General features: G+C 47.7%; 19 protein-coding genes. 13 read left to right on the forward strand and 6 right to left on the reverse strand.

Annotated elements, in window-relative coordinates; translation table 11 throughout:
• Positions 1–120: 120 nt before the first annotated feature.
• A complete protein-coding gene (locus TSUB_RS00690) occupies positions 121–984 on the reverse strand; it encodes a YicC/YloC family endoribonuclease (RefSeq protein ID WP_087023381.1) in 864 nt (287 codons plus the stop codon).
• Positions 985–1,159: 175 nt separating this feature from the next.
• Between TSUB_RS00690 and rph the strand changes: the two genes are divergently transcribed.
• Positions 1,160–1,891 carry a ribonuclease PH gene (rph, locus tag TSUB_RS00695; protein WP_087023383.1) on the forward strand — a complete coding sequence of 244 codons (732 nt, stop codon included), beginning with the start codon at positions 1,160–1,162 and terminating at the stop codon, positions 1,889–1,891.
• A gap of 113 nt (positions 1,892–2,004) precedes the next feature.
• On the forward strand, positions 2,005–2,646 hold the full coding sequence (gene pyrE, locus TSUB_RS00700; RefSeq protein ID WP_087023385.1) for an orotate phosphoribosyltransferase: 642 nt from the start codon (positions 2,005–2,007) through the stop codon (positions 2,644–2,646).
• 60 nt (positions 2,647–2,706) lie between these two features.
• Here pyrE and slmA read toward each other — a convergent pair whose 3' ends face one another.
• From slmA to coaBC, 3 genes are all read right to left on the reverse strand, one after another.
• A complete protein-coding gene (gene slmA, locus TSUB_RS00705; protein WP_087023387.1) occupies positions 2,707–3,297 on the reverse strand; it encodes a nucleoid occlusion factor SlmA in 591 nt (196 codons plus the stop codon).
• Between the two features lie 78 nt (positions 3,298–3,375).
• Positions 3,376–3,831 (reverse strand): dUTP diphosphatase, encoded by a 456-nt coding sequence (gene dut / locus TSUB_RS00710; RefSeq protein WP_087023389.1) that lies wholly within the window; start codon positions 3,829–3,831, stop codon positions 3,376–3,378.
• A 46-nt stretch (positions 3,832–3,877) separates the two neighbouring features.
• Entirely contained in the window at positions 3,878–5,101 is a 1,224-nt protein-coding gene (coaBC, locus tag TSUB_RS00715; protein WP_087023391.1) for a bifunctional phosphopantothenoylcysteine decarboxylase/phosphopantothenate--cysteine ligase CoaBC, read from the reverse strand.
• A 303-nt stretch (positions 5,102–5,404) separates the two neighbouring features.
• On the opposite strand from coaBC, the gene radC reads away from it, so the two are divergent.
• The 5 genes from radC to mutM all read left to right on the forward strand — a co-directional run bounded on the left by radC (position 5,405) and on the right by mutM (position 8,158).
• On the forward strand, positions 5,405–6,079 hold the full coding sequence (radC, locus tag TSUB_RS00720; RefSeq protein ID WP_087023497.1) for a RadC family protein: 675 nt from the start codon (positions 5,405–5,407) through the stop codon (positions 6,077–6,079).
• Between the two features lie 173 nt (positions 6,080–6,252).
• Positions 6,253–6,489, forward strand: coding sequence for a 50S ribosomal protein L28 (rpmB, locus tag TSUB_RS00725; RefSeq protein WP_087023393.1), 237 nt, complete (start codon positions 6,253–6,255; stop codon positions 6,487–6,489).
• 14 nt (positions 6,490–6,503) lie between these two features.
• Complete coding sequence (gene rpmG, locus TSUB_RS00730; protein WP_004405486.1) at positions 6,504–6,671, forward strand: 50S ribosomal protein L33; 168 nt, start codon at positions 6,504–6,506, stop codon at positions 6,669–6,671.
• Positions 6,672–6,843: 172 nt separating this feature from the next.
• Entirely contained in the window at positions 6,844–7,329 is a 486-nt protein-coding gene (locus tag TSUB_RS00735; protein WP_087023395.1) for a hypothetical protein, read from the forward strand.
• Between the two features lie 19 nt (positions 7,330–7,348).
• Positions 7,349–8,158 carry a bifunctional DNA-formamidopyrimidine glycosylase/DNA-(apurinic or apyrimidinic site) lyase gene (mutM, locus tag TSUB_RS00740; protein WP_087023397.1) on the forward strand — a complete coding sequence of 270 codons (810 nt, stop codon included), beginning with the start codon at positions 7,349–7,351 and terminating at the stop codon, positions 8,156–8,158.
• A 25-nt stretch (positions 8,159–8,183) separates the two neighbouring features.
• Here mutM and TSUB_RS00745 read toward each other — a convergent pair whose 3' ends face one another.
• A complete protein-coding gene (locus TSUB_RS00745) occupies positions 8,184–8,951 on the reverse strand; it encodes a glycosyltransferase family 25 protein (RefSeq protein ID WP_087023399.1) in 768 nt (255 codons plus the stop codon).
• Positions 8,952–9,260: 309 nt separating this feature from the next.
• Between TSUB_RS00745 and TSUB_RS00750 the strand changes: the two genes are divergently transcribed.
• Genes TSUB_RS00750 through TSUB_RS00765 form a run of 4 tightly spaced genes read left to right on the forward strand, consistent with a single transcriptional unit; the run spans position 9,261 to position 13,826 of the window.
• A complete protein-coding gene (locus tag TSUB_RS00750) occupies positions 9,261–10,187 on the forward strand; it encodes a glycosyl transferase family 90 (protein ID WP_087023401.1) in 927 nt (308 codons plus the stop codon).
• A 12-nt stretch (positions 10,188–10,199) separates the two neighbouring features.
• Positions 10,200–11,255 (forward strand): lipopolysaccharide heptosyltransferase II, encoded by a 1,056-nt coding sequence (gene waaF / locus TSUB_RS00755; RefSeq protein WP_087023403.1) that lies wholly within the window; start codon positions 10,200–10,202, stop codon positions 11,253–11,255.
• The gene (gene waaA, locus TSUB_RS00760; RefSeq protein ID WP_246616383.1) at positions 11,216–12,583 is read left to right on the forward strand and encodes a lipid IV(A) 3-deoxy-D-manno-octulosonic acid transferase; all 1,368 of its coding nucleotides are present in this window, start codon (positions 11,216–11,218) and stop codon (positions 12,581–12,583) included. The genes waaF and waaA overlap by 40 nt, the downstream gene beginning before the upstream one ends.
• 4 nt (positions 12,584–12,587) lie before the next feature.
• On the forward strand, positions 12,588–13,826 hold the full coding sequence (locus TSUB_RS00765; RefSeq protein WP_159064967.1) for an O-antigen ligase family protein: 1,239 nt from the start codon (positions 12,588–12,590) through the stop codon (positions 13,824–13,826).
• A 37-nt stretch (positions 13,827–13,863) separates the two neighbouring features.
• Here the strand turns inward: TSUB_RS00765 and TSUB_RS00770 are convergent, their stop codons facing one another.
• Entirely contained in the window at positions 13,864–14,574 is a 711-nt protein-coding gene (locus tag TSUB_RS00770) for a 3-deoxy-D-manno-octulosonic acid kinase (protein ID WP_192867860.1), read from the reverse strand.
• An 89-nt stretch (positions 14,575–14,663) separates the two neighbouring features.
• Between TSUB_RS00770 and TSUB_RS00775 the strand changes: the two genes are divergently transcribed.
• A complete protein-coding gene (locus TSUB_RS00775) occupies positions 14,664–15,716 on the forward strand; it encodes a glycosyltransferase family 9 protein (RefSeq protein WP_246616384.1) in 1,053 nt (350 codons plus the stop codon).
• Positions 15,717–15,809: 93 nt separating this feature from the next.
• Positions 15,810–16,919, forward strand: coding sequence for a glycosyltransferase family 9 protein (locus tag TSUB_RS00780; RefSeq protein ID WP_087023408.1), 1,110 nt, complete (start codon positions 15,810–15,812; stop codon positions 16,917–16,919).
• Positions 16,920–16,989 lie beyond the last annotated feature (70 nt).

A 16,989-nucleotide genomic window follows, 5' to 3' on the forward strand; every position in this document is an offset into this window, starting at 1 on the left:
CATCTGTGTCACCACTTTATCATGAACTATTGGAAACAAACTACTACAGCAGAAAATAAAAAAGCCCGTAAATACGGGCTTTTATGTGCAATTGTGAACGAGGTGAAATCTATGAAAACATCATTCTATGTTTTGGATCTGCTCGCGCATTTGTTCAATCAGCACTTTTAGCTCAACGGCAGAGGCGGTGATATCGGCATTGATTGACTTAGAGGCTAGCGTGTTCGACTCGCGGTTAAACTCTTGCATCATAAAATCGAGACGGCGGCCACAAGCGCCACCTTTCTTAAGGATTTTCTTGGTTTCACTAACGTGTGAGTCAAGGCGATCAAGCTCTTCTGCCACATCCACTTTCTGCGCAAGTATGATCATCTCTTGTTCAAAGCGGCCTGGGTCGAGTTCAACACTGGCCTCTTCAAAACGTGTTTGAACACGTTCGCGTTGCCATTTGATGACGTCTGGCATCTGTTCACGCACTTTGGTTGCTTCGACTACAATGCCAGCCAGACGCTGCTCGATCAGTGCCTTCATATTGTCACCTTCACTCGCACGCGCGGCAATGAAGTCGGTGAGGGTTTCATCAAAGCCTTCAAGCAGTGCTTTATTTATCGTGTCGAGATCTTGCTCTGGGGTTTCCATGACACCAGGCCATTGCAACACTTGGAAAGGACCAATGTTGCCTTCACCTGAGGTCTCTTTTACCCATTTCGCTGCTTCAATGACTTGCTTGGCGAGGGTTTCGTTGATCTTCAGTTCGGTGTTGGCTGCGGGGTTAGCTTCAAAACGAAGATGACACTCGACCTTACCGCGCGCCAAACGCTTACGAAAGCGTTCACGCAGCACTGGTTCGATAGCGCGAAATTGCTCTGGTAGTCGGAAATAGGTTTCTAAATAACGCTGGTTAACGGAACGGATTTCCCAGATTGCGGTACCCCAATCGCCTTTAATTTCGCGACGGGCATAGGCGGTCATACTGTAGATCATGAATAGGTGCCTTGTGTGTGGGCAGAATTGAATAGGCTGAATTATACCCAGCGTGACGATGAGAAAGAAAGCTGAGATGACGTTTTTCGCGGGTCGGTAGCGAATTCGGTTAGCGCTGGCGGGGGAGAGTGGGTATAATCGCCGGTTAACATCTCACGTTCAAAGGTAGAGCAGCATGCGTCCAAACGGAAGAACGCCACAGCAAGTCCGTCCTATTACTATCACTCGTAACTTCACTGCCCATGCAGAAGGCTCTGTTTTGGTTGAGTTTGGTGATACCAAGGTTATCTGTACTGCCAGTGTGGAAGAGAATGTACCGCGTTGGCTTAAAGGTAAAGGTCAGGGCTGGGTCACGGCGGAGTATGGCATGCTGCCACGAGCCACACATACGCGCAACCGTCGCGAAGCCGCGAGCGGTAAGCAAGGCGGCCGTACTATGGAAATCCAACGTCTTATTGCGCGCAGTTTGCGTGCAGCCGTTGATTTAGATGTGCTGGGCGAGCAGATGATTACCGTCGATTGTGACGTGATCCAGGCTGATGGCGGCACACGTACCGCTTCTATCACCGGTGCTTGTGTCGCTCTGCATGATGCTATCACCTATATGCTAAACAAAGGGCTATTGAAACGAAACCCAATGAAAGGCATGGTGGCTGCGGTGTCTGTGGGTATCCACAATGGTGAAGCGATTTGTGACCTAGAGTATGTCGAAGACTCTGCTGCTGAAACGGATATGAATGTGGTGATGATGGAAGACGGTCGTATGATCGAAGTTCAAGGCACTGCTGAGGGCGAACCTTTCTCTCATGAAGAGCTGCTATCGATGCTGGAGCTGGCTAAGCTGGGTATCCAAGATATCGTCGAGAAGCAAAAAGCAGTCTTGGAAATTGGCGCTGAGGCGTCATAATTCAACTATTTTTAAAGAGCGGCTCAAGGGCCGCTTTTTTTGAGCCTGCGGGCGAGTGTGTTGTTTGTTTTGGTAGAAATACCTGTTGTTAATTGTCCCTTTAAGGAGAACCCATGAAAGCGTATCAGCGTCAGTTCATTGAATTTGCACTTGAGAAAGAAGTTTTGAAGTTTGGTGAATTTACTCTGAAATCAGGCCGTAAGAGCCCGTACTTCTTTAACGCTGGCCTATTTAACACGGGCCGCGATTTGGCGCGCTTAGGCCGTTTTTATGCGGAAGCTTTAGTGGATGCAGGCATTGATTACGATGTATTGTTTGGTCCAGCATACAAAGGGATTCCAATTGCGACCACGACGGCGGTGGCACTCGCGGATCACCACGATGTCGATACCCCTTACTGTTTTAACCGTAAAGAAGCGAAAGACCACGGCGAGGGCGGTAATCTTGTGGGTAGTCCACTTGAAGGCCGTATCATGCTGGTTGATGATGTGATCACGGCAGGCACGGCCATTCGTGAGTCGATGGAAATCATTAAGGCAAACGGTGCGGATCTCGCGGGGGTATTGGTTGCTATTGACCGCCAAGAAAAAGGTAAGGGTGAGCTATCTGCGATTCAAGAAGTTGAGCGAGACTTTGGCTGCGCGGTGATCTCTATCGTCTCTTTGGGCGATTTGATTACGTATCTTGAAGAGAAAGGCGATGCGGCTGAGCATCTTGATGCGGTGAAGGCCTATCGCGCTGAGTACGGTATTTAATCCCCGTTTGTTGGGTGTAAAAAAAGGCGCTGCGGCGCCTTTTTTCGTTTTGTAAGAGGGTTATTTTATCTGGGCAGTGAGTAGTTCCCAGTATGCTTCAAAGTCTTCGGTTGGCTGATACTTAAAGCTGGAACGCACAAAACGGTTAAAGCTGCCTTCAACTTGTCCTAGTAATTGCGCCGCCAGAATGCGCTCATCGACAGGAAAACCCTTGCCTTCACGCATTTGACGCTCACGTAACACTTGGCGGAGCATCAACTCTATACGCTCAAACATCTGATTAATTCGCGCTTGTAGGCGATCTTGTTCAAACATAAGGGCATGACCTGTCATGATGCGGGTGAGCCCTGGGTTACGCTCTGCAAAGGCTAAAAGCAGACGTAGAATGAGGTAGATGCGACGTAAAGTATCTTTTTCATCGTCAGTAATACGGTTGATGCGCTCAAAAAGAGACTCTTCAATGAACTCGATCAGACCTTCAAACATCTTGGCCTTACTCGGAAAGTGACGATAGAGCGCCGCTTCTGACACGCCGACTTCTGCGGCCAGTTTTGCCGTTGTAATACGCTGGCTGCCTTGATTGGATTCCAGCATACCGGCAAGGCATTGCAGGATTTGTTCACGGCGATTGTTTTTCTTGGTGCCTGCCATGGGTAACGTGTCCTTTCTTTACTACTGATGATGACGTTGAGGGGCTGGGTGCAGGCCATACCGACCTGCGCTTATATGTTATTGTCGACCTGAATGGCCGAAACCGCCTTCTCCACGATCAGAGGCGTCAAAATCGTTGACGAGGTTAAATTCGGCTTGTACCACAGGAACAAAAACCAATTGCGCGATACGGTCACCGGGGGTAATGGTAAAGGTCTCTTGGCCACGGTTCCAAACGGAGACCATTAGCTGACCTTGATAATCCGAGTCGATAAGGCCAACCAGATTACCTAGCACAATACCGTGCTTATGCCCTAAACCTGAACGCGGCAAGATGGTTGCGGCTAAGGTTGGATCGGCGATATGAATCGCGAGCCCTGTTGGTACTAAGTGGGTTTCACCCGGCGCAACGGTGAGGTCGGTGTCTAAACAGGCACGCAAATCAAGGCCTGCGGAGCCTTCTGTTGCGTAGGCTGGGAGTGGGAATTGCTCACCGATACGAGGATCGAGGATTTTTAAATCAATTTTTTTCATTACTGCTCTCTGGCATTGCGATAGGGACAGTGTTGCGGCTGGTATCTTAAGAGACGTGATTCGCTTGATAGCAAGCAACAATATCGTCAATCAGCTGTTGTCCGAGTTGCGTTTTCTCGGCCAATGGTAAGGCTTTATAGCCCCCTTTCCAATAGAGATGCACGGCATTGTGCTCACTGTTAAAGCCTTGTCCTGCAACAGAAACATCGTTTGCACAAATCAAGTCGAGGTTCTTACGTTTTAACTTACTTTGCGCGTATTCGGCAACGTCTTGCGTCTCGGCAGCAAACCCGACCGTGAAGGGACGACGCTCGGTTAAATTTGCCACCGCGGCGACGATGTCTGGATTCTTAACGAGCTTCAAAACCATTTCATCGTTATCGCCTGTTTTCTTGATTTTTTGAGGCTGAATTTCTGCCGCGCGATAGTCAGCGACGGCAGCGCACGCAATAAAAAGGGTCTGTTGTTGGGCTTTTGCCATCACGGCATCATGCATGTCTTGCGCGCTTAACACATCAATGCGAGTGACATTCTCTGGCGTAGCGAGGTTTACTGGGCCAGTGACTAATGTGACGTTGGCGCCGCTTTTTGCTGCGGCAGCGGCCATGGCAAAGCCCATTTTTCCTGAGCTGTGATTACTGATATAGCGCACAGGGTCGAGGGCTTCTTGGGTGGGGCCAGCGGTAATCAGGATGTTGAAGCCTTGCAGCGAGCGTTGCGGTGCGGTGAAGAAGACTTCGCACTTTTCGACTAAGGCCATAGGTTCAAGCATTCGGCCAGGACCGACATCACCGCAGGCCTGCTCACCGCTCGCTGGGCCCCAAATGTGATAGCCAAAGCCACGTAAGGTCTCGAGGTTGCGTTGTGTCGCTGGATGACGGTACATCTGCTGATTCATAGCTGGCGCGACAGCGATTGGCGCGTCAGTCGCAAGGAGCAGCGTCGTGAGCAAATCATTTCCCATGCCTGCGGCTGAGCGGGCAATAAGATCGGCCGTCGCCGGAGCGAGTAAGACGAGATCAGCCCATTTTGCCAGTTCAATGTGGCCCATGGAGGCTTCTGCTGCAGGGTCAAACAGGTCGTCAGAGACAGGGTGACCGGAAACGGCTTGCATTGTCAGTGGTGTAATAAAGGTTTGAGCGGCCTTAGTCATCACAACGCGGACTTCAGCCCCTCTTTCACTTAAGCGTCGCGTTAGCTCTGCACACTTATAGGCGGCAATACCGCCACTGATCCCGAGAAGAATGCGTTTTCCTGCCAGCGTCTGCATGGTTGTCCTCACAATAGCGTGAATACCTATCGATGCTTCGTCGACTGATAGGCATTGAAAAGTCAAAACTGGCGACAAGATAACATGAATTTGACGAACTTCTAAATGAAGCCTGCTATGGCGATTTAAAGCATAAGGCAAACCTGGCCGTGGGCTAAGGGTGGTTTCAAGAAAGGATGAAAATGCAGATTGTCAATTGCGTACTATGCAGCTAGCGCCTCGCGAATTGCATTGATGTCATCAAATCGAGATAGTTTGACGGTGTTCGGTGGCTATATTGAGGCAAAAAACAAGGATGTCGTCATGAGTATTAAGTTAATGCCAACCGCGTCGCGCCCCAGAGAAAAGCTACTTGAGAGAGGGGCGACGGCTTTGAGTGATGCCGAATTATTGGCGATTTTTTTGCGCACCGGGATCAGCGGCATGAACGCTATTGAACTCGCGGACTATCTATTGCAGCAGTTTGGTTCGTTACGCGCGCTACTAAAAGCGGATAAAACAGCCTTTTGTGAACATAAAGGATTGGGCCCTGCAAAATTTGCACTTTTACAAGCCATGCTGGAAATGCAGCAACGTTATTTGAGCGAAGTGATTGAAAAAGAAGATGCGTTGACCAGCCCTGAACATACGCGCCGTTATCTTGCCAGTATGTTGCGTGATAAACCGCGTGAAAACTTTATGGTGCTGTTTCTTGATAACCAACATCGTGTGGTTGCATCGGAGGTGATGTTTGAAGGGACTATCGATGCCGCGAGTGTTTATCCCAGAGAAGTGGTAAAAAGATCGCTAGAACTTAATGCAGCCGCGCTCATTTTAGCGCATAATCACCCGTCAGGTGTCGCAGAGCCAAGTCAGGCAGATCGCAGAATTACCCGTCGACTCGTAGAAGCGCTTTCATTGGTTGACATTCGGGTACTAGACCATTTCGTCGTCGGAGACGGCGATATCATTTCCTTTTCTGAGCGTGGTTGGGTGTGATTTCAGCAGAAATCGATCAAAAATTGCAGAAAGGATCTGCTCGGGACTTGAGCAACTGCTTTTGACTTAGTATAATGCGCGACCTTTGATAGCCCCAGCTAGGTTCTAATCAAGTGTTAGTTCAGAGATAGCAGGGGTTGATATCGAGCTGAAACGATTTGGAGAAGACAGCAATGTCCCGAGTATGCCAAGTAACTGGCAAGCGTCCTGTAACGGGTAACAACCGTTCACACGCACGTAATGCCACCAAGCGTCGTTTTCTGCCGAACCTGCAAACTCATCGTTTCTGGGTAGAAAGCGAAAAACGCTTCGTTAAACTTCGTCTAACCGCTAAGGGTATGCGTATCATCGACAAGAAAGGCATCGATGCCGTTCTTGCTGAAATGCGTGCTCGTGGTGAGAACGTTTAAGAGGATTTTGAACAATGGCTAAAGGCATTCGTGAGAAGATCCGCCTAGTATCATCTGCTGGTACCGGTCACTTCTACACCACCGACAAAAACAAGCGTAACATGCCAGGCAAATTTGAGATCAAGAAATTTGATCCAGTTGTACGCAAGCACGTTATGTACAAAGAAGCGAAAATCAAGTAATTGATTGCCCGTTGATTTGTTGAAAAAAACCCGGTTCTGCCGGGTTTTTTTATATCTACATTTCCTGCTCGCCATACAATTTCCTTTCTTTTCTAGCGGCGCTATACTGATTTCTTACCTAGTGTTATCGTTTTGATAACCTATCTCTTTTTTCGACTTTCGGTATGGAACTATGAGACTGTCTCGCCGTGGCTGGAACAATGTGATTATCATTGGTGCGTTGCTGTTTATTGCTGCTGTGCAATTGCCAGAGCTTTGGCGTGATCGTTTGCAGTCCGCACAAAACGACGCCATTGAAGTGCCTGCTGGGCTCGAACGCCTGCTCCCAGATAACCTGACGATCGATCGTATGGTTTTTCCTCAACAAGAGATCGCTTTAAATGAAAGCGGTGAGTGGCAGGTTGAAAACCCCATTCCTGTCGCAGCCTCAGAACTTGTTAGTCGATGGCAGCAGTTGTTAGGTACGCAGATTGATGAGCAGACGCGCGATCTCCTCAAGCCACAACTGACACATCCACAGACCGTTGAAGTTTGGTTTGATGGTATTGAAGAGCCAGTCCGCGTTACCGTCTATGAAATGCCGCAGTTTTGGTTGATGCAAAACTGGCAAGCGGAGTGGATTGCCATTTCCGTTGAAAAAAATTACCTCTTCCCTTAGTTGTTAGACGCTATTACTTATGCCTGAATTACCTGAAGTCGAGGTGAGCCGCCTCGGAATTACCCCCCACCTAGCTCAGCAAACGGTAAAGAAACTCGTTGTACGTCAGCCGCAATTGCGTTGGCGAATACCTGACGAGATTTATGCGATTGAAGGCGAGCGAATAGAAGCCATCGAGCGACGTGCAAAGTATTTACTCCTGCGGACATCAAAAGGGGATGCCATCGTTCATTTAGGCATGTCGGGGAGCTTACGTGTCTTACCGGCCAATACCCCTGAAGAAAAACATGATCATGTCGATTTGGTGTTAAATAACGGCAAATTGTTGCGCTATAACGATCCCCGCCGTTTTGGGGCGTGGCTGTGGCAAGAAAAAGGTGAAGTTCATGAATCTTTGAGCCACCTTGGACCAGAGCCTCTCGATGATGCGTTTCATGCAGACTATTTGTTTGAACGCGCAAAAGGTAAACGAGTGTCGATTAAGGTGTTTATTATGACCAACCAACATGTTGTTGGTGTCGGTAATATTTACGCGAATGAAGCGCTTTTTATGGCGGGTATCGATCCGCGGCGGGCGGCAGGACATCTTTCATGTGAGGAGATGAAGGCGCTGGTGGCTCGCATTAAGGAAGTGTTGGCGCAAGCGATTGAACAGGGCGGTACTACGTTAAAAGATTTTCAGCAAGCGGATGGTAAACCGGGCTATTTCGCTCAGGAGCTGCGTGTCTATGGCAAGAAAGGACAGCCTTGTCCTGCCTGTGGTGAGACGTTAGAGGAAGTCAAATTGGGGCAACGGGCAACAACCTATTGCCCGCAATGTCAGCAATGATACTGCTACCCTAAGATGACGAGTATTAACCTATCCAGTGTTTGGTAGGTTTGTAATCTTTACCTAGCTTGTAAAGGTGATAGAAATTGGTGGCTAGGTTAAGAGTCATGTTTTTGACTTTATTGACGATTTTCATCGTCGCGACGCCGTAATTTTTGCGTCCTTTGCGTTTACGGTTGCCGATAATCGACGGTAAGTTGCCACCCCATAATCCTGCTTGGCAAATGCCAAATATAGGTTGCTTATGGATCCAAGTGTTGCGTAAGAACACATCGACAGGGTAATCAAAGTGCTGGCTGTGTTTGATAAAGGCTTTTGCGCAAGCGGGGGAGATAGCATAGCCTGTCATGCACTGTGGCACTTTTAAGTATTTGACTAGACGTTGATCATCGTAAGTGCGAACTTGATAGAACATGTCATGATTGTCGGCATTCTCTAAGCGAATATAGCCGCATTTATCAATATGTTCTTTGATGATCGCTAGGCTGTTGTGAAAGACGGGTTCATCGACATTTAAGTCATCTTCAAAGATTAAAATTGGCTCGTCGAGCTCAACGCACTTTTCCCACGCGAGGTAGTGGCTGGCATAACAACCTACTTCACCAATGGCAACGGGGCGTCCCATTTTGTATTCAAAGGACTTTTCACGAATACGCTCGAGCAGCGGATGCTGATCTTTACGTGCATCTACACCAAAAAGGAATTCAAAGCCGTCAGGCAGGCAAGCAAGGCGCTCTTCGATGAGCGCTTGGCGCTCTTGGCTATCTTTAAGAGAGATAACAAAGGATCTCATAGTCGGGGTCCATCAAAATAATTTGCGGTAAGGATACATGGTATTTGACGGGATTTCAGTGACAGAAATTTGTGCGCCACGAACTTTGTGGAATCCGTCATTGTCCCTCTCCCCCTAAGGGCCTGAATCCCATTGATTAGAGTGGGTTGTGCTGTTTCGATTGGTGATTGTTGCCTCTGCCTTGAGGTTACAAAGGGATAACTGATAAAATTGCCGCTTTCGCCAACATTGCGAGTCCGTTGGATATGACAGTGACGATGCGATTGTCTTATTCCACTTTGTCCAAATCCGTACGTTAGGAGTTTGCTCGTGAAGGTGTTTTACTATCTTAAGCACATAGGGTTGGCGCTGCTGCCACACAGTTGGTTTACTCGACGCCAGCGGAAGTTGGAGCAAAAGTTTGCTGATCAGCAAGACTATATTCAGCGCCGCGTTGATTACTATTTAAAAACAGCACAGCCATTTACACTCGCCCCTGAAGAGACGACAGCGATTGCTGACTATACCCGTCGCGGTTTCACTTCCTATTTTTACGATTTGAAAGAGTACCTCCACTACTTTCCCAAGCAGTGTCGCTTTGCTTATTACTTTGGCGATGAAACCCATATTGAGCCTCGTCATACTCTGTTTAAAGCTCGACCGATTGCGGGTGACAATGAGCGTTCGGTGATATTCAAATTAGATAAACGTCGTCATTTTCGCTTTGTTGAGGACACGTTGTCATTTGCGGAAAAAAAACCAATGGCTGTCTTTCGAGGCGCGGTGACTCAGCCCCATCGGATTCGTTTTATGGAAACCTTGTTTGGCCATCCTTTGGTTGATGCGGGGCAATCCAATCCTAGTGAGACGCATCCAGAATGGCAGCAGCCGTTCATGTCAGTTGAAGACCAACTTCAATATAAGTTCTTGTTTGCACTTGAAGGAAATGATGTGGCGTCTAATCTGAAATGGGCAATGTCTTCAAATTCCTTGGTGTTTACACCCAAAATGGTGTTTGAGACATGGTTTATGGAAGGGACGCTACAGGCTGGGGTGCACTACGTCGAAGTAAAGGATGATTTCTCTGATGTTGAGGAGAAGATCAACTATTACTTGGCACACCCTGAGAAAGCGCAGCAAATCATTGATAATGCGCACGCCTATTTGGCGCCGTATCAAAATCCAGATCTCGAAGACTTAGTGTGTATCAAAGTGCTAGAGCGTTATTTTTCGTTATCTGGGCAACTAGAAAAATAGAGTGAACAGAGCATGAAGATTCTGATTATTGGCCCCTCTTGGGTCGGCGATATGGTGATGTCGCAAGGGTTGTATATTGAAATAAAGCGCCTGCATCCTGAGGCGAAAATCGATGTGATGGCACCAGGATGGTGTAAACCTATCTTAGAACGTATGCCGGAGGTGCACCGCGCAATTGAAATGCCGTTGGGTCATGGTCAATTTGACTTAAAGACGCGCTACCAACTCGGTGTCTCAATGCGTGACGAGCACTATGATCAAGCCTATGTATTACCGAACTCTGCCAAATCAGCCCTGATTCCTTTTTTTGCGCGTATCCCTGTGCGTGTCGGTTGGCGCGGAGAAATGCGCTACGGGCTACTCAATGATGTGAGAGCCAATAAAAAGTCGTTTCAGTTTATGTTAGAACGCTATGTGGCATTGGCGCATGAAAAGGCAGCGATGACAGGCACCGGCTGTCTTGGTGAGTTAGAGACATTGCCTTATCCTGCCTTGGCCATTGATTCGCAGCAACAGGCTGACGCGCGCAAACAGTTTGCGGTGAGCGATGACAAAACACTGATAGGCCTATGCCCGGGGGCGGAGTTTGGACCAGCAAAGCGCTGGCCAGAAAACCACTATGCGACTGTTGCGGCTGCGTTGATTGAAAAAGGGCATCAAGTATTGATCTTTGGGTCTGCTAAAGATCGGCCTGTCGGTGACGCGATCTTGGCGCAACTGAGTGATGACGCAAAGCTGCAGTGTTTGAACTTAGCAGGGGAGACAGATCTTAATCAAGCGGTCGATTTGATTGCAGCTTGTGATACTGTTATCAGTAATGATTCGGGCCTGATGCATGTTGCTGCTGCTGTCGGATGTAATGTTGTCGCGGTGTATGGTTCAAGTTCCCCTAAGTACACGCCTCCTTTAACAAAAGACGTTAAGATTCTTAATACGGATATTGAATGTCGTCCTTGCTTTCAGCGTGAATGTCCGAAGTCGCATTTGAAATGTTTAACGGAACTGTCGCCACAGTCAGTATTAGAGGCATGCCAAGAACTCAAAGCGATGCGAGCGAGGATAGTGTGATCGTTCGTTTCTTGTACACCATTGTGTTGCTCATTCTTAGCCCGATTTTGATTTTTGGTTTATATCGGCGTCGACCCGGAAAACCATCAATAGGTTCGCGCTGGCGAGAACACTTTGGCTTGACACCACCGCTTGATGGCGTTGAAGCTCCGATTTGGATTCACTCCGTCTCGGTGGGCGAAGTGATGGCAACTAAGCTCTTGCTGCCGGCTTTGCATGCACGCTATCCAGACAAGAAGATCGTTATTACGACAACAACGACGACAGGTGCAGCGCAAGTAGAGGCACTAGATCTTGCGTATGTTGTACATCGCTATATGCCATTTGATTTTCCTTGGGCAATTAAGGGGTTTCTGCGCGCAGTGAAGCCATCACTGTTCCTCAGTTTCGAAACAGAAATTTGGCCAAACACCTTATGCGCAGTACAAAAAGCGGGTGTGCCAGCTTTATTGATTAATGCGCGATTATCTGAGAAGTCATTGCGAAATTACCGCAAACTTTCATGGCTTATGCGTCCAGCACTGCAGTGCTTCGACAAGATTGTGGCGATTCATCAGGATGATGCAATGCGTTTTGTCGCTTTGGGCTGCGATGAACGTTGTGTTGAGGTGTCTGGTTCGATTAAGTACGACCTGCAACTGAGCCTTAATGTTGAAGAGCAAGGCCAAGCACTACGGCGTTTTTTCGGCAAAACACGACCCGTGTGGATTGTTGCCAGTACCCATGAGGGTGAAGAAGAAACAGTTTTGGCGTCTTTTCAACAAATAAAGCAGGCTCTACCGGATGCGCTAATGGTGTGGGTACCGAGGCACCCGGAACGCTTTAATGTTGTTGCCGAACTCTCATCCGATGCAGGCTTTACTGTTCAGCGCCGCACAGAGCATGTGAAACACGCTCACATTCGCGAGAGTGCTGAACTGGAGAATCAGCTTGATAGTGCGGTTGATATTTATCTCGGCGATACCATGGGCGAAATGTTATTGATGTTAGCGTCAGCAGACATTGTTTTTATGGGCGGAAGTTTGCTCGGAAAAAAAGTGGGTGGGCATAATTTTATTGAGCCAGCACTTTTGGGTAAGGTTTCGGTTACCGGCCCGAGTTTTTATAACTTTGCAGACTTGTCACAACAGTTATTTACAGTCGATGGGCTCAGGGTAGCAGGTACTGCTGATAAGATAGCGGAATCCATTGTACTGCAGCTAGCGGATAAAGAAGATCTTGTTTCTCGAGGTGCATTGGCTCGTGAGACGGTAAAACAAAATCAAGGCGCGATAGAAAGGCTTAATAGCGTTATCTATTCATTGCTAAAGACACAACAAGAGAGATAAATCCGTGGCAATATTTGAAGCTTCGATGACTCGTACTGAGAAAGTACTTAACGGAGTCGCACTACTTTTCCCTTCAGCGGTAATGCTTGGCCATGACGGTATTATTGTCTCGTTGTTGGTGTTGCTTGTAGCAGCTCTTTGCCATATTAAAGATCGGCAGGGTGGTGCAGGGCCTTATCGGTTACTTATTTGGACTTTTGTCTCCGTCATCATCTTGTCCATTCCAAACGTGGTACTGGATGGCGGTAGTATGACCGCGCTAGATGCTCCTTCACGATACTTGATTGGTGCGTTGGTGCTATGGGGGCTGCGAAAACAGCAAGTATCGCTAAAAATACTGTTTTTGGGCGCGATTTTAGCGGGATTTGTTAGTTTTTTGATTTATCCAGTTTACCTTTACTTCATACTAGGAGCTGTGCGGTATAAAACCTCATTTCTTGGAGAAGATGTTAATATTTTAGCAATTACTTACTTCTCTATTATTAGTCTACATATTGCTCTCGTGGCTTTTCTATACTTTAAAAAGCACAGCTGTTTTTTACTGTCTGTTTTGGCATTGGTGTCTTCATGTTTGTTGTCTCTAGTCGCGGTTTATTCCGGTTCGAAAGTTATTTTAATTAGTTATCCGATTGCACTAGTGTTGATGTTCTTAGCTAGAAATACAGAGCCTAAATCGGTGCTGCTTTTACTGTTGCTGCCAACGGTTGTTGGGCTTGGAGGCATGTTTGTCGGTAGTGGTAATGAAGAGTCTTTAATGCAACGTGTACAAACCGACGTGACTGGTGATTCTGTGCATCATACTTCTACTGAGCTGAGGCTAGAAATGTGGTTGAGTGGCTATCATGCATTCAAGTCAAATCCGGTATTTGGTGCAGGATTTAAAAGTCGTAAAGAGATTCACAATCAGCTTGTCGATGATGGTGTACTTACAATGTATAAAGTGAGGAATGGCAAAGAGTCACTGCATAACGAAGTCATCAATTCTTTGGCGAAGAAAGGAGTAGTAGGACTGATTATTGTCAGCCTTCTATACCTCGTTCCTTTAAAGCTCTTTTGGCATTATCGTGAAGAGGAATCGGATAATCGATATCTGTCATACGCAGGTGTTTTGACTGTTATAGGGATGGTGGTTATCGGTTTCACAGAAGCGCCGTTAATGGGGATCAGTACTTCTGCTTATTATGCGGTTCTAATGATATTGCTCGCTTTGAGTTTAAAGCGAGAGACGAAAAGTGATAGTTAAACGAAAGCGCCGTATGGCGCTTTTGTTTTTTAGCCGCTTACTGACTTTGGTCATAACCTGCTAGCAACGCTTGCCAATCACTCGCTTGATAGCTAATCGCACCTTTGCGTTGCTGTTTATCTAACGAGCGCTTTAGGCGCGCTAAGTTGGCTGCTTTCCACGCTTCCCCTTTCCTCGTCTGGCATTTATCAAAGTCGATAATCCAAACGTTCTCTTTATCATCGAGCAGGATATTTTTGATGTTGAGATCGGTATGACACACTTGCGCGCGATGCATTTTTTGTATTTCCCTGCCGATCATTTCCCAATGTGTTTGGGTGACGCGATCGGTGTTGAGGATATCGATCATGTCTGCCGCATTGGGGACGCGAGCTGTCAATAGATCCCCTTGATAGCACCCTAGAAAACGAGTCACTTTTGCGGCTACGGGGGTGGGGACGTTAACGCCGGCTTCTGTTAAGTGTTTAAGCAATCGAAACTCTTTAAAGGGGCGCGTGTTTTCTAATCCCGTGAACAGATAGTACTGTTTAATGAGTTTGCCGAATAACCCACCTCGATAGTAGTGCCGCAATGCCAGTTGCTGATTGCTCGCCTGTAAGAACCATGTTGTGCCTCGGCCTGTCGCACTGCCGATGATAGCGCTTTTCTCACGCCAGTAATCAATGTTGAACACGTGTTGAGGATCATCTTGAAGTTGGCTTTCATCATAGAGAATGGTTTGTGCTTGTTGTGTCAGGGTCTTCAACATGGCTTTCGTCGAGTGGGGAGTGGGATGTGATATATTAGCATCAAATTTTATGAACTCATCATTTGCTGTCGCGCGCGAGATTGAATCCTATGCCAACCATGACCCCCGTTCCCTTTGCTCAGCCCCCACGTTCTATTTGTGTGTTGCGACTGTCTGCGATTGGCGACGTATGCCATGCACTGTCTGTGGTACAAGCAATGCAAAAGGCATGGCCTGAATGTCAGATTACATGGATTGTGGGGAAGGTCGAGTACCAACTGCTGCATGACTTGCCGGGTATTCGGGTGTTTGCCTATAACAAACGGGAAGGCATTAAGGGTATGAAAGCGATTTGGCAGCAATTGACATCGCAGCGCTTTGACGCGCTATTGATGATGCAGGTCGCGTTGCGAGCCAGTGCGTTATCGCTCGGTATTAAAGCCAAACGGCGGATTGGGTTTAGCTGGCAACGCGCTAAAGAAGGACAATGGCTGTTTTCCAATGAAAAGCTTCCAACAACAGACAGCTTTCATGTGCTGGATAATTTCGCAGATTTTGCCAAGTATCTCGGCGTACCCTTTGATACACCGACATGGCACATTCCCGTCAGCGACGAAGACAAAGCGTGGGCAGAGCGACAGACTCAAATGCCGACCGTCATTATTAGTCCCTCTGCCAGCAAAGCAGAGCGTAATTGGTTGCCGGAACGTTATGCAGAAGTCGCTGACTATTGCCATAAAAAAGGGTATCAGGTAGTGCTATGTGGTGGTCCCAGTGAGCAAGAGAAGCGGCTTGGCGAACAGATTCGTCAAACCGCGCATGCACCGCTCATCAATCTCATTGGCCAGACGAGCTTAAAGCAATTGACCGCATTGCTAGCGCGAGGCAAGTTGGTCATTGCGCCAGATTCAGGTCCTGCGCATTTGGCGACAACACAACGGATACCCGTCATTGGTCTCTATGCGCATAGTAATCCACGCCGCACTGGCCCCTATCTTTCGCTTGATCATGTAGTGAGCTGCTATGAGGATGCGGTGAAGGAACTGCATGGTAAAGCTGTTGATGAGTTGAAGTGGGCGACACGGGTGAAAGGCGACCATTGGATGGCTGAATTGACCGTCTCGCAAGTCTGTGAGCAAGTCGATCGTATTTTAGAGGCGTGATTGGCCGTCATTGCGTAAACAAGCACCTTATCTGCATTGGTTTATGGCATAATTTAGCTGATAAACACAACAGCAAGACTCCAGTGAAGTAGCATGGGTAAAGTCCAACAGTATAAACGTATCCTTGTTATCGCCACCCACTGTATTGGCGATAGCTTGCTGATCTCATCGATCACTCACTCATTACGTCGTTCTTACCCAGAGGCTAAGATTGATGTATTAGTCACTGACCGAGGTCGAATGGTTTTTGCAGGCAATCAAGATGTTGATGAGGTGATTTGTATTCCGCTCAAGCCGAAAGTGAAAGACTACCTAGCCATGCTCAAGCAGTACTGGAAGGCGTATGACTTGACGGTGAATGAAATGATGACCGATCGCACCGCCCTCTACAGCTTGGCTTTTGGTCGTGAGCGCTTGGGCAGCATTGATATGAACGCCGGATACACGTGGCTGAAAAAGCGGATTTATCAGCACAATATTGCGCATGATGTAGGGTATGAACATAAAATTAGCCGCCATATGCGCATGCTTCGCGAAGTGGGGGTGGATAATCCAGCGCATATTGTCTCGCCAGAAGCGCCATTGAGTGATGAAGTGCAATCTCGCCTACCTAATCACTATGTCGTCGTGCATGCCCCCTCTTCTAACACGTTGAAGCAATGGCCTGTTCAATACTGGGTATCCTTGTGTCATCAGATGTTAGAAGCTGGCTATTATCTCGTCTTTAGTGGTGCAAAGTCGGATCGCGACATAGCTATCGTCGGTGAAATCACGGCCGCGCTAAAAGAGCGAGATAATTGGCAAAGTCTTGTCGGTGTGCTCTCATTAGGTCAAACCTCGACCCTGATTAAGCACAGCCAAGGGTTTGTTGGCCCGGATAGTGGCCCTGGGCATATGGCATCGGCGTACCCGTTGCCCATTGTTTCGATTATCAGTGTCGCGCCTGCATCCATGTGGTCACCTTGGCCATTTGATGCCAAGGCGCTGCCTGAACAGAGCAGTCCGTACACAAACGGAACCTTGCTGCAGACCGTCAATAACATCTCTATTTTACAATCGGAGCGACCGTGTGTGCCGTGTTATCAGAATCACTGTCAAATCAGTGGTGAGGAGTACTCACCTTGCTTAATGGATATCACGCCAGAGCGTGTTTTTGATGTTGTCGTAGAGAAAATCCCACTTCCCGTTCCTTCAACGAAATAAGCCGCTAAACTTGCTAGCGGTGATAGGATCGCCGCTATTCAATGTGTTATAACAAACACCATCTTCTTTT

Source organism: Thaumasiovibrio subtropicus (assembly GCF_019703835.1).
Lineage (GTDB): Bacteria > Pseudomonadota > Gammaproteobacteria > Enterobacterales > Vibrionaceae > Thaumasiovibrio > Thaumasiovibrio subtropicus.